Here is a 12,616-nt window from a genome sequence, read left to right as displayed (position 1 = left end):
GGCACCGCCGGGCTACGCGGGGACGGCCGCTGAACCGTGATCGATTAACGCCGGAAGCAACAACTCGGGATAGGCGAGAGAACTGACCTCTAGCCACAAGCAACTGTTGCTGGGATTTCAGTGACTGTGGGTTCCTGTGTGTTCACTCGTTGATAATCGATGAACTTGAGGTGGAAGCCGGTCCGTTGGTGCGGTGGCAGGTGCATTGGTGCGACCCGCGGCGGGAGGTGCCGTGGTACGCGGCCGATCCGGTGCTGGCGGGCCTGCCGACGCTGGCGGAGTGGGCGCACGCGCACGGTACGCAGATGGGACAGCCGGTGCTGCTGCGGGCCGATGGTTGGTCGGTGCCGGAGGTCAACGGGTTCTTCGCCTCGGCGCGGATGCGCAACGCGAGCGCTGGCACGCGAAGGAAGTACGCCGCCGGAAGTCCGAGGCGAACGGCATTCCGCCCGCGTTCCAGCATCTGCCCGCCCGCGCAGTAGATGCCGAAGCCGCCGCCCAGGCTGCGGGAGGACAACGACCGGGTTCGCGAGCGCGTCGCCGTCTATGCCCAGGTCATCCACGAACTCCGCACCGAGCTGGACCGGCGAACCGACAACAGCACCAGGGTCGTCGGCGAGTACGACGGACGCGGTGATCCACCGAGCAACCGCGTGGTCCGGCCAGGGACTGAGAGTCCGGTGTTTATACCTTGCTCGCGACCACCATGTAGTTCTCGGCCTCAAGATCGAACGTGCTCAGTTCCGTTTGGAGTCCGACCCGGTGCAGCTCGACTTCGAGTTCCTCGTACCGGTAGGGCCAGCAGGACAGCAGTTCCGAGCGGACAAGAACCAACCCGGTCCCATCAACTTGCGCGATCGCAATTTCGATGTGGTGCTCCTCCTCCCAATGCGGCGCAATCTCCCAGCGGTAGACCACGACGGCATCGCGACCGTTCCGGCGGACGAGTCGGTCACTGATCTCCAGCCGGGAACCTCTGGCCCTCACGAGTTCCCAAGTGCGGGATGTGAGTACCAAGCGCCCGCCGGGGCGCAGAAGCCGTGACATCGACTCCAGAGCAGCACCCCTGCCTGTCGCGCCCGCGGCATGGTGAAGCGAGTTGCCAACGCAGAACACCATGTCGAACGTGTTGTCCTGGAAATGGTCGGGCAACTCGTCCCAGTTCGCCCGTACGGCCCGGACGGACGCCCCGAACTCCTCAGACAACTCTCCAGTCCGGCGAACCATCGCCTCGCTGGCGTCAGTTGCGGCAACCTGCATGCCACGACCGGCGAGGCCAACTGCCAACTGTCCGGTTCCGCACGAACAGTCGAGGACGTGAGCGTTCGACGGCAGGAGATTGAGGACGTCGTCGAACGACGCAGCGAACTCGGCTGGAGGCAACTTTGCATCCGAGATGAGCCATTCGTACACCTCGGCAAGCACGTCATAGCCTGTCACAACCACTACCTCCGTCACGCGGCAGACGTCAGTCCATCAGCGGAGCAAGCCGGGCGCCAATGGTTTTCGCAAGGATGGCTCTGACGGTGTTTGCAGAGCTGAAGGGACGGAGCCGTGAGCGAGCAGGCTGGGCAGTGGCAATTCCTCACCAACCACGCCCGCGTACTGGTCGCCATCGCACGCGACCCTGCCACCCGGCTCCGCGACATCGCCGCGGTCTGCCGCATCACCGAACGCAGGGCGCTGAGCATCGTCACCGACCTCGAACAGGCCGGCTACATGCGCCGCGAGCGCGAAGGACGGCGCACGGCTACATCCTCTGCCTGGACGGCACCCTCCGTCATCCAGCAGAGGCAGACGTGCCCGTCCGGGAACTGCTGGAAGTGTTCACCTCACACGAGAGCCCGCCCTGACCGACGGCCCTGCTCCCCCCCTCGGAGCCAGGGCCTAGTGCTGCCCCTGCGCGTTGATCAGCCGCTTGAACCGCGGCTATGCGGTCCTCTGGAGCAACAGCTCGCAATGGGCGAGAGAACCGGCGGCCGCCATAGGGCCTGCGGTTTGGTCCAAATCATCGGCCAACGCATCGGTGACCTGGGCCGGGAGACCACGATCGAGCACATGCACGCCCATCTCCCCCGCGTGCTGAAGACGGCGTCCTCGTGACCGGTCACTGGAGTCGCAGGACGCCAGGGGCGCGATCGTCGAAGATCTCGACCAGCCAATCGAAAACCGTGGATCCGCGTCCATCTCTTGCTGCGGCAAGGTCGGCGCCGACAGAGGGGCGGTTCGTGGGGTGACAGCGTGACAACCGGATCTCGAGCTGGCGAGCTGTCTCCGGATAGCCGAGATGCCGGCGAGACACCTGATGGTCGCGCCACTCAACCACGTAGTCATCGTCGTCGGGCGCTCCGAGGCCACCGCTGAGGCAGTCAGCGAAGGCGTCGAGGTTTCGACCGAAGTAGCCCCCCGGACCGTTGATCGCTTCGCCGATGACTCGCCAGAAGTCCTCCAGCGTTCTGATCTGCCTGCCGTCCAGCACGTATGTCGGTGTCACGGCTCGGAGGATACGTGCGGCTCCGCGGCTGCGTCCCCTCGATTCTGGCCGCCTCCGCTTAGTCCGGAAAAGTGCCGGCGGCCTCACCGAAATCCTGCCCGCGTGCTCCGCGACCGCGGCCGTCAGGTCGAAGTCGAGCACCTTCACGTCCACCTGCCGCGCGTGCTCAAGACGCCCGCCAACGGCATCGCCCACTCCAGCCCCGCGCAGGAGGCCACCCGCTGAATCACCTCGACCCCAACTTGCGGGTATGGGCCGAACCTGCCTATCGACAGGAATGGCCCGATCAACTCCCATTCTTCATGAGTAAGTTCCGCATGCGCCACGTTGGCGTTCTAACGGACCGGCCCGCAGGTCCGAAGCCGGATCTCACGTGTGGGGGCTCACCCCAGCTCGTGGGGGCATGCCCTCACGCCGCCCGGCACGCGCCCCCATCCCGGCGTCAGCCTCGCGCAGGAAAACGTCCCGCCAGGAACTGCTCGAACGTGACCTTACCCACGGCCCGCTCCGGCGTCAGATGCCCGCCCGCCCGGAACTCGCGGTAGGCCTTGCCGGGCAGGCGCACGTTCAGCACGGGACGGCGTCGTCCGCTTGCGCGCAGATAGGCCCGGGCCAACTCCGGAAACGTCCGGACCACGGGGCCGCCCATGTCCGGCACCCGCCCCGCGGGCGCCCCGGTTGCGAGCTCGGCCAGGTAGGCGGCGACCTCCTCCACCTCGATCGGCTGGTCAGCGACCTGCGCGGGGAGCAGAATGACCGGGAGATTCGCCGAGCCCTGGAGGAACTGCAGCACCAGGTCGTGGAACTGCGTCGTGCGCAGCACGGTCCAGCCGAGCCCCGACTCCTCGATCAGGTTTTCGACGGCAAGCTTGGTCCGGTAGTAGCCAAGCGGCACCCGGTCGACGCCGACGATCGAGATGTACGCCAGATGCCGTACCCCGGCGCGGCGGGCCGCCTCGATCAGATGGCGTGCCGCCTGCTCGTCGCCGCCGCGCGGGTTGGTCGCACAGTGCACGACCGTGTCTACGCCCGCGACGGCAGCGGCCAGCCCGGTGCCCTCGCGCAGATCCACGGCGTAAGGCCGGGAGTGCCGGCTCAGCCCTCTCACCTCGTGCCCGTCCGCACGCAGCCGCTCGGTGAGGCGCCGGCCGAGCGTTCCGGTGCCGCCCGTCACCAGGATCGTGGTCATCGCAGTTGTCGTCCCTTCGGTGGGCGGGCACTCCCCGGTGGAGCGCCCGTCACCCGCTGGGAACCGACGAGCATCCGAAGATGTGACAGCCTCTTCGTGTCTGCACTCGCACGCGGCTCACGCCCCGGGAGCCATGGCGGCGAACTGGCGGCCCGCGAAGATGAGTTTGTCCGGGTTGACGACGACCCGCACCTGGGCGATGGCGCTCTCGCGCAGTTCGAAGGAGGCGACGGCGATGAGCTGGTCCGCCGCGTGCGCCACCACCGCTGGCGCCCCGTTGACCTCGGCGACCGCGAGGTCCAAGCGGCCTTCGAACCGCTGCGCGCCGCCCATCAGGAAGCGCATGACCGTCTCCCGGCCAACGAGGGGCCGCCGGGCCGCGGTGACCTTGCCGCCGCCGTCGCTCCACCAGGTGACGTCCTTAGCGAGCAGCTTCTCCAGGCCTGCCAGATCGCCCTCACGTGCCGCTGTAACGAAGGACTCGACGAGTTCGCGCTGCTGCTCGGCTGCCGGTGTGAAGCGGGCCTCGGGCGTCGCCACCCGCTGGATGGCCCTGCGGTACAACTGGCGGCAGTTGGCCTCGCTGAGGTCAAGCACCCCGGCGATGTCCCGGTGACCGTAGCCGAATGCCTTGCGCAGCACATAGACCGCACGCTCCGTCGGCGTGAGCCGCTCCAACAGCACCAGCAGCGCCGTCGACACGGCATCGCGCTGCTCGGCCAACTCCATCGGGCCGAGCGACCCGTCCTGCGTGAACACTGGTTCCGGCAACCACGGCCCCACGTACTGCTCGCGCTGCACACGGGCCGAGGTGATCCGGTTAAGGCAGAGGTTGGTGACAACCCTGGCGAGCCAGGCCCCCGGGTGATCGATCACCACACGGTCGGCGCTGCTCCAGCGTAGATACGCGTCCTGCACCGCATCCTCCGCCTCCTCGGCGGAACCGAGCAACCGGTAGGCCAGGCCGAACATCCTGGGGCGGTGGGCAGTGAACTCCTCGGCTGTCCCTGACGTCACGCGCCCAGCCTGCCAGAGGCGCGGGAGCATCCGGCATCCGGCAGTTGCCCCGGATGGGACATCGGCCCACGTGTGGCACCATGCGGTCATCTGGCTCCGCAGCCTCCGCCCAGCCACATGATCAGAACCAGGAATACTCCCTAGAAGCGGTGCCCCTTGGCGCCGGCCTGCGATAGCTTCTGCCAGGCCCGCTTGGGCACCTTGGCGGCCAGGGCATCCGCTCGGAACTTCCCGGCCGCGGTGGTGACTTCGTGGGAGCGGGCGACGGCGAGCACGTAGGCGACCCCGCGCTCTTCCAGCGCGGACCGCAGTTTCGGGTTGCCGCCGTAGACCTCGTCCCCCGCCACGGGGATGATTCCACTGTGCCGATCATGACCTTACCCACCATTCGCGCCGGGGCGTTGTCCTCCTCGGCTCAGCCCTCGCTGACCTCCGGAGACGGCGAGCTCGCGCTGCGTCGGTGGGACGTGGGGGACGCTGCCGTGCTCTACACCGCTTTTCAGGACCCGGTGATCCGCCACTGGCACGCACGCCAGATGAGCTCGCTGGAGGAGGCTCGCGAGTGGATCGAGGACGTCAACCAGGGCTGGCAGCAGGAGCGCACCGCCCAGTGGGCCGTCTCCCGGACCGACGACGGCGAGATCCTCGGCCGGATGGCCCTGCGCGAACTGAACCTCCACGAGGGCCTCGCCGACTGCGGATACTGGATCTTGCCTGACGCGCGGGGCACTGGTGTCGCCCCACGGGCCCTCGCCACCATGGCCGACTGGGCACTGGAAACGGCAGGCTTCCACCGCCTTGACCTGGAGCACTCCGTCGGCAATGAGGCATCCTGCCGGGTGGCCGCCAAGGCAGGTTTCACCGTGGAGGGCACCCGACGCGGCTCGGCTCTGCACACGGACGGCTGGCATGACATGCACCTCCACGCACGCGTCCAAGGCGATGATTGCTCTGAGCAGCGAAAGCATCTGTCATGACAACTGCCCTCTGGTCGTTCGTACTTGTCGTGGGCCTGCTCACCCTGACCCCAGGCGTCGACTCCGCGCTCATCCTGCGCACCGCTGCGCTGGGCTCACGCCGCCGCGCCTGGGGTGTGGTCCTGGGGATACAGACTGGGACCCTGCTCTGGGGCTTCCTTACCTCGCTCGGACTGACGGCGCTTCTCACCGCTTCCCGGCTGGCATACGAGACACTGCGCTGGCTGGGTGTGGCGTATCTGCTGTGGCTCGGCGGACGCATCCTCTGGCACTCCCTGCGCCGGACCGGCACGCAGGTGGATAACAGTGCACCGCAGTCGGCCGCAGAGGACGATTTGCTCCAGGGCTGGCGTCAGGGCACCCTGACCAACCTCCTCAACCCCAAGATGGGCGTCTTCTACGCGGCTGTCCTGCCGCAGTTCATCCCTGCGAGGGCACCGCACTTGGCCACCGGAGTGTTGCTTGCCTGCGTTCACATCCTGCTGGGGCTGATCTGGTCGACTGCTTTGATCGGCTTTGCCCGAGCCCTGCGCGACTGGTTCCAGCGTCCCGCCGCGAGAAGACTGCTGGACCGCATCACCGGCACGGTCCTCGTCGCCTTCGGACTGCGGCTGGCGGTGGCCGACTGAGTCTGTTCGCCCCGAGGCTGGTGAGATTCGCGCAGTGACAACAGAGAAATGTGCTAGGAGCCCCGCGCCGTGGTCCAGACGCTTGGAACGGTCAACGGTCAGTCCTAGCGGTGCCGAACCGGCGCCCGATGGATTTGGCGAGTGTTGCGCCCAGGATGCCCCCGAGGCTGCCTGCTATCAGAACCGGCCCAACCGTTCCGGGGGTGATTCCGACGGTGCGGACCAGGAAGACGACCTGCACCGCCTGATAGCCCATCAGCGCCAGGTTGACGATGGCCCCGCAGATCACCATCGGTCGTAGGTAGCGGTCTCGTTGTACGAATCTCAGCCCCTCGGCGACCTGGCTGCGCAGGTTTCCGTCCCGTCCGTCCTTCTCGGGCGGTGCCTCCTGCGCATGGACCGAACGGAGGCATCACGCCGAGACGAGGAATGTGAGCGCGTCCACTGGCAGCCCGGCCACCGCGCCGAAGCATGGGCGATCAGACCGGCCAGTCCCGGGCCGGCCACACTCGTCCCGGCTTCACTCACCTGAAGTTTGGAGTTGCCCTCCAGCAGATGGGTGAAGGTCAGGGCGTCGAACCAGGCAAGAACCGGCACGCTCGCGTACAGACTCGCCGACACCAGATTGCAGGCGAGCATCACCGGACGCCGGCGCACCCGGTCCAGCCATGCGCCCGCTGGCAAACCGACCACCAGCCAGGGCAGTCAGATCGCCGCGGATAGCAGACCCACCGCGGTGGCATTTGTGTCCAGCACCACGACGGCGATCAGCGAAGTGCCACCGAGGTCACGCTGTTGCCGAGCGTGCGCGCGGTCTCACCGAACCACGGCAACCGGAAGTCGCGCTGCAGCAGCACCCTGCGATGCTCCATCTTCTCCATGGAGGCATCCTGTGTGACTGCGAGGGGATGACCGCAAGCCGGTTACCAGGGCGTCTCGTTGAGCCTGGATATCAGCGGAATGTCGTTCTCAACGCGGTCCTACAGCCGTGACCGATTGGCGTTGAGAGCAACAGCTCGGAATCGGCGAGAGAGCAGGAGGCCGGCACCGTGGGCCGGAAGGCCCCCGGACGGCCCCCGGACGGCCCCGGACGGGAGCCGCGTCGGCGGCGTGCGCGGCTGCCCGCGACCGGAGCCCCGGACGGCCCGGGCTCGACCGCGCCCGCGGATGAGGCCACGACCGCAGGCACGTCGTGCGGTGCGCGCCGGGCCGGCGCCGTGGGCCGGAAGGGCCTCGGACGGCCGGGACGCGGCGAAGCCGCGGGGCGGGGAGCGGGTACGCGACGAGGTCCGCCGGCTTTGCCGGTGACGCCCGCTCATCTGCCGCGCAACCGCGCGCTGATGGTCCGTCCCGTCTGCCGGGCCACGTCCACGAGCCGGTCCAGGCTGTGCGCGGGATCGGTCACCACGCTCAGCGACGCCAGGAGCACGCCCCCCGGGCCGTACAACGGCACGGCCACGCAGCACACCCCGGCCACCACTTCCTCCCGGTCGAAAGCGACACCCCGGTCACGGATCGCCGCCGACTCCTGTCGCCAGGACGAGGGCAACGGTCCCAACGGGAGGCGTGGGTGCGCCCCGGCCACCAGGACCTTGCCCGCCGCGGTGAACCACGGCCGGACCGCGCTGTTGAGCAGTGGATCGGGCGCCTCGTCGGTCTCGCAGCCCGTCCGGTCGAGGACCAGGGTCCGTCCCTCCCGCAGGACGTTGACCCCCACCACCGTGCCCGTGGCGCGTGCCAGCCGGCGGGCGGGTCCCCGGGCCACTGATCTCAGCCCGGGATACGGCTGCCATGTCTGCCCGAGCCGGAACATCCGCGCGCCCATGCGATACCCCGTACGACTGCGCTCGACGGCGCCCAGTTCGACCAGTTGCTCCAGCAGCCGGTACGCGGTCGTCTTGGGCAGCCCGCACTCCGCCGCGAGCCTGGTCGGTCCGGCCTGCCCGGCCCGCTCCAACGCTTCCAGCAGCCCGAAGGCCCCCTCCAGTACGCTCCGCCCGCCGACGTCCCGCGCGATCGGCGAACGCACCGCCGCCCGCTCGGGCTCGCACAGCCGGTCCAGCCGCCCCACCGGTGAAGGTGCCGTCCTTGTCGCTGTCGCTCCCCGTGTTTCTTGCACGTTCCTCTCCTCACCTACCGCCCGCAACGCGGCCACGGCCCGAACGGCCCGGGTCCCCCGACTCCCCGCGCCACGTCCCCCGTGTGCGGAGCGCCGCCGTGCGTGGACGTCTCCCTGCCCCTCAGACTGAGGCTCGAACGTGGCTCAGAACGTTGTCGATAGGTTGTCGCCCAGCGTGAGAGTGTGCGCGACACGTGGAGAAGATCTGCACGGGGGGTGCGGAGAGCGTGATGGATTTGCGACTTCTCGGTGTGGTGGAACTGTCGGTCCGGGGCTGTACGACCGAGGTCGGGCCGCCCCAACGCCGGGCCGTGCTGGCAGCCCTGGCGGTGGACGCGGGCCGGCCCGTCACCGCCGACGTGCTGATCCAGCGGGTCTGGGGCGCGGATCCGCCGGACGGGGCACGGCGTGCGGTGCACGCCCACGTCGCCCGGATCCGGCGGCTGTGCGAACAGAACGCGGACCCGGAGGACGCCCCGTTACGTCTGGTGCGCCGTTCGGGCGGCTACCTTCTGGAGGCTCTCCCCGAGCAGGTGGACGTCCATCGGTTCCGGCAACTGGTCGGCCTGGCCCGGGAGTCGGGGCGGACGGAGGAAGAGCGGGCGGCGCTGCTGCGCGAGGCGCTCGGCCTGTGGCGCGGGGAGCCGCTCGCCGGGCTGGGCGGTCAGTGGGCGGGGCGGGTGCGGGAGGCGTGGCGGCAGCAGCGGGTGGACGCCGCCGTGGGGTGGGCCCATCTCGAGTCGCGCGTCGGTGATCCCGCTGCCGTGATCGGCCCGCTGACCGAGCTGCTCGACGAGTATCCGCTGGTGGAGCCGCTGACCGGGGCGCTGATGCGGGCGCTGCACGCCGCCGGGCGCGGCGCGGAGGCGCTGGACCGCTACGCCGCCGTCCGGCGACGGCTGGCGGAGGAGCTGGGCGCCGACCCCGGGTCGGCGTTGCGGGAGGTGCACCAGGCGATTCTGCGGGGAGGCCTGTCCGAATCTCCCGCCCGGCAGACGGCTCGGACGCCCGCCGAGGCCGCCTCCCTCGCGCGTCCCGCGGCCCGGCCGTCGGCGGTACCGCAGCCGGGTGACGTACCCGTACAACTACCCATGGGCGTACGCGGATTCACCGGGCGCGGCCAGGAACTCGCCCGGCTCGAGGAGATCCTCGCCTCCGCGGTGGACCAGCCGTCGGCGGTGGTGATCTCGGCGGTGTCGGGTACCGCCGGGGTGGGCAAGACCGCGCTGGCCGTGCACTGGGCGCGCCGGGCTCAACAGGCCTTTCCCGACGGCCAGTTGTATGTGAATCTGCATGGCTTCGACCCCGGCGGGTCGGCGGTGAGCCCGGCGGAGGCGGTACGGGGGTTCCTGGACGCCTTCAGGGTGGCGCCGTCCCGTATCCCGGCGGGTCTGGAGGCGCAGATCGGGTTGTATCGCAGCCTGCTGGCCGGGCGGCGGGTGCTGGTGGTGCTGGACAACGCCCGCGACGCCGAGCAGGTCCGGCCCCTGCTGCCCGGAGCCCCCGGGTGTCTGGCGCTGGTCACCAGCCGGCGCGCGCTGACCGGACTGGCCGCCGCCGAGGGGGCCCATCTGCTGACCCTCGGCCTGCTCGGTCCCGCCGAGGCCCGGGAGTTGCTGATCGGCCGGCTGGGACCGGACCGGGTGGCGGCCGAGCACATGGCCGTACGGGAGATCGTCGGCCAGTGCGCGGGGCTGCCGCTCGCGCTGGCGATCGTCGCCGCCCGCGCCGCCGCCCAGCCCGGTCTGCCGCTCGCGGCGCTCGCCGGGGAGCTGCGCCGGGCCGACGGACGCCTGGACGCCCTGGACGGCGGGGAGGCCACGAGTCAGGTACGGGCGGTGTTCTCCTGGTCCTACCAGGCGCTCAGTGCCGACGCCGCCCGGCTCTTCCGCCTGTTGGGGCTGCACCCCGGACCAGACGCCACCCTGCCGGCGGTCGCCGCGCTGGCCGACGTACCGTTGCCGCGCGCCCGTGTCCTGCTGGCCGAGCTGGTCCGCGGACATCTGCTCACCGAACATGTGCCCGGCCGGTACGCCTTCCACGACCTGTTGCGCGCCTACGCCGCCGAGTTGGTCGCCGCGTACGACGGTGACGACGTCCGGAGTTTGGCCGTGCACCGCATGCTCGACCACTATCTGCACACCGCGCACACGGCCGACGCCCTGCTGACTCCCCGGCCCCACCCGACGCCGCTGCCGCCCGCCCAGCCGGGCGCCTCACCGGTAGGGCTGTCGGACCACTCGCAGGCCCAGGCCTGGTTCACCGCCGAGCACGCTGTCCTGCTCGCCGCCGTGGAACAGGCCCCCGCCGCGGGCTTCGGCACCCATATCTGGCGCCTCGCCTCGGCGCTCACCACCTACCTCGACCGGCACGGATACTGGCGGGCACTGACCGCCGTCCACACCGTCGCCCTGGACGCGGCGCTGCGCCAGGGCGACAAGGAAGGGCAGGCCGACGCCCATCGCGGGCTCGGACTCGCCCAGGACAGGCTGGACCGTCCCGACCACGCCCGAGCCCACTATCTGCGGGCGCTGGATCTCTTCGACGAGGCGGGGAGCCATGCCGGGCAGGCCCGTATCCACCAGCATCTGTCCCGGATGTGCGAGGCGCAGGGGCGGCATCTGCGGGCGCTCGATCACGCTCGTGACAGCCTCGCGCACCACCGGGCCGCCGGTGACCGGGCCGGGCAGTCCGCCGCCCTCAACCACATCGGATGGATCCTCGCCCAGCTGGGCGACCAGCTCCAGGCTCTCGCCCACTGCCGTGAGGCCCTGGACCTGGCGCGGGAGACCGCGGATCTCAACGGCCAGGCCCACATCCAGGACAGCCTCGGCTACGTCCACCACCAGCTCGGCCACCTCGAGGAGGCCGTCGGCTGCTACCGGCAGGCCGTCGACCTGTTCCACCGGACGGGGGACCGCCACAGCGAATCCGCCGGGCTCGTCCTCCTCGGCGACATCCAGCACACCACCGCCCAATCCCAGGCCGCCGCCGGGGCGTGGACCCGGGCCCTGGCGATCACCGTCGATCTCGGCCTCCCGGACACGGATCCGCTGCGTGCCGGTCTCCTGGACCGCCTCGGTCCCGCATCCGCCCCGGATCCCCCGCCGCCGTCCTGGAGCGACCTGAATCCCTCGCCGGCGACGCCGGGCAGCTGGATCGGGCCGGGTCCGAAGAGCCCGACTCCGGTCCACTGAAGCCGACGAGCGCACGGGGAAGTGGGTGGGCGTCAGTGGCCCACTCGGTGTGTGTGCGCTTCGGCGAGGAGGAGGTAGCTGGCGGCGGTCCAGGTGTAGGCGCGGTCGCGCAGGCCCGTGCCGGTCAGGGCGTCGAAGTTCTCGGCGAAGCCGTGGGTTTCGCACAGGGCGCGGAAGCGGGCGCTCACGTCGTCCGCGAGGCGCTGGTGTCCTGCCCGGCGCAACCCGTCTTCGACGAGGACGGTGGCGGGCGCCCAGATCGGTCCGCGCCAGTAGCCGTCGGAGAGGTAGTGCGGCGACGTGGGCAGCTCGGTGGCCAGGCCGTACGGGGTCAGATGGGCCTCGATCCGGGCGGCCAGAGCGTTGCTGACGTCGTCCGGCAGGTGCTCGCCCAGCGCGACGGGCATCAGGTCCAGCAGGCTGGACGTGCTCCAGGGGTCCCCGCTGCCGACCCCTCGGGCGACGAACCGATCGCCGGTCCAGAGCTGGTCGAGCATCGCCGCCTGGGTCTCGGCAGCCGTGCGCCGCCACCGCAGAGCATCGTCGGGCCGTCTCAACTCATCGGCGAGGTCGGCGAGTTGATGCAACTGGAGGATGAGGAAGGCGGCCAGGTCGGCGGTGACGACCACGCGTGCGGGGTCGAAGGTGGTGGCGTTGTCCCAGCCGCTGTCGTTGCCGTGCTGGTAGTGGGGCAGGGCGGCACCGGGTGCGCGCCGCGCGGCGAGCCAGAAGTCCGTCCAGCGGGTCAGCCTGTCGTACGCCTCGGTCAGTTCGGCCTGTCCGAGCGGCGTGGTCAGCAGCCTGCGCAGGTGGCCGAACGCCCAGCCGTGGATGGGCGGTTTGACGAAGTTGTAGAGGACCTCCGAGTGGGTGACGGAGTCGGGCAGGGCCCCGGTCTCGTCCTGGTGGTCGAAGGGCAGATGGAACTGGTCCCAGGCCAGTTCGGGGCTGCCGCTCGCCAGGGCGAGGGCGTTGAAGCAGTGGTCCCAGCTCC

Annotated in this window: 12 protein-coding genes and 1 pseudogene; 5 read left to right on the top strand and 8 right to left on the bottom strand. The window is 70.1% G+C overall.

The features are described 5' to 3' along the window. The first annotated feature begins 170 nt into the window (after positions 1 to 170). Positions 171 to 482, top strand: a complete 312-nt coding sequence (locus ADL01_RS44400; RefSeq protein WP_053747143.1) for a hypothetical protein — start codon at positions 171 to 173, stop codon at positions 480 to 482. 202 nt (positions 483 to 684) lie between these two features. Here ADL01_RS44400 and ADL01_RS40705 read toward each other — a convergent pair whose 3' ends face one another. Together ADL01_RS40705 and ADL01_RS40695 are read right to left on the bottom strand one after the other, a co-directional pair. After that, positions 685 to 1,440 carry a class I SAM-dependent methyltransferase gene (locus ADL01_RS40705; protein ID WP_053747142.1) on the bottom strand — a complete coding sequence of 252 codons (756 nt, stop codon included), beginning with the start codon at positions 1,438 to 1,440 and terminating at the stop codon, positions 685 to 687. A 667-nt stretch (positions 1,441 to 2,107) separates the two neighbouring features. Beyond that, on the bottom strand, positions 2,108 to 2,494 hold the full coding sequence (locus tag ADL01_RS40695; RefSeq protein WP_053747141.1) for a barstar family protein: 387 nt from the start codon (positions 2,492 to 2,494) through the stop codon (positions 2,108 to 2,110). A 102-nt stretch (positions 2,495 to 2,596) separates the two neighbouring features. On the opposite strand from ADL01_RS40695, the gene ADL01_RS47370 reads away from it, so the two are divergent. Next, entirely contained in the window at positions 2,597 to 2,719 is a 123-nt protein-coding gene (locus ADL01_RS47370; RefSeq protein WP_267889974.1) for a hypothetical protein, read from the top strand. Positions 2,720 to 2,936: 217 nt separating this feature from the next. Here the strand turns inward: ADL01_RS47370 and ADL01_RS40690 are convergent, their stop codons facing one another. The 3 genes and pseudogenes from ADL01_RS40690 to ADL01_RS40680 all read right to left on the bottom strand — a co-directional run. After that, positions 2,937 to 3,683, bottom strand: coding sequence for an SDR family oxidoreductase (locus ADL01_RS40690; protein WP_053747140.1), 747 nt, complete (start codon positions 3,681 to 3,683; stop codon positions 2,937 to 2,939). 117 nt (positions 3,684 to 3,800) lie between these two features. Continuing rightward, positions 3,801 to 4,700, bottom strand: coding sequence for an RNA polymerase sigma-70 factor (locus ADL01_RS40685; RefSeq protein ID WP_199835159.1), 900 nt, complete (start codon positions 4,698 to 4,700; stop codon positions 3,801 to 3,803). Positions 4,701 to 4,846: 146 nt separating this feature from the next. Further along, a pseudogene (locus ADL01_RS40680) lies at positions 4,847 to 5,047 on the bottom strand (IS701 family transposase); the annotation flags it as partial. A gap of 24 nt (positions 5,048 to 5,071) precedes the next feature. Between ADL01_RS40680 and ADL01_RS40675 the strand changes: the two are divergent. Both ADL01_RS40675 and ADL01_RS40670 read left to right on the top strand, forming a co-directional pair. Continuing rightward, positions 5,072 to 5,677: a GNAT family N-acetyltransferase gene (locus ADL01_RS40675; protein WP_053747159.1), complete on the top strand. Its 606-nt coding sequence runs from the start codon at positions 5,072 to 5,074 to the stop codon at positions 5,675 to 5,677. After that, positions 5,674 to 6,306 (top strand): LysE family translocator, encoded by a 633-nt coding sequence (locus ADL01_RS40670; protein WP_053747137.1) that lies wholly within the window; start codon positions 5,674 to 5,676, stop codon positions 6,304 to 6,306. Before ADL01_RS40675 ends, ADL01_RS40670 begins: the two co-directional genes overlap by 4 nt. A gap of 91 nt (positions 6,307 to 6,397) precedes the next feature. Here the strand turns inward: ADL01_RS40670 and ADL01_RS40665 are convergent, their stop codons facing one another. Continuing rightward, positions 6,398 to 6,598: a hypothetical protein gene (locus tag ADL01_RS40665; protein WP_053747136.1), complete on the bottom strand. Its 201-nt coding sequence runs from the start codon at positions 6,596 to 6,598 to the stop codon at positions 6,398 to 6,400. Between the two features lie 1,023 nt (positions 6,599 to 7,621). Next, positions 7,622 to 8,377: an IclR family transcriptional regulator gene (locus ADL01_RS40660; protein WP_234354976.1), complete on the bottom strand. Its 756-nt coding sequence runs from the start codon at positions 8,375 to 8,377 to the stop codon at positions 7,622 to 7,624. 278 nt (positions 8,378 to 8,655) lie between these two features. Between ADL01_RS40660 and ADL01_RS40655 the strand changes: the two genes are divergently transcribed. Continuing rightward, positions 8,656 to 11,622, top strand: a complete 2,967-nt coding sequence (locus ADL01_RS40655) for an AfsR/SARP family transcriptional regulator (protein WP_078961065.1) — start codon at positions 8,656 to 8,658, stop codon at positions 11,620 to 11,622. A gap of 32 nt (positions 11,623 to 11,654) precedes the next feature. On the opposite strand, the gene ADL01_RS40650 is transcribed toward ADL01_RS40655, so the two are convergent. Further along, positions 11,655 to 12,616: amylo-alpha-1,6-glucosidase (locus ADL01_RS40650; protein ID WP_267889973.1), on the bottom strand; the 962-nt coding region annotated here is incomplete at its 5' end.

Origin of the sequence: Streptomyces sp. NRRL WC-3618, assembly GCF_001280005.1 — a bacterium.
Lineage (GTDB): Bacteria > Actinomycetota > Actinomycetes > Streptomycetales > Streptomycetaceae > Streptomyces.
This window is presented reverse-complemented; position numbering and strand designations above follow the sequence as displayed.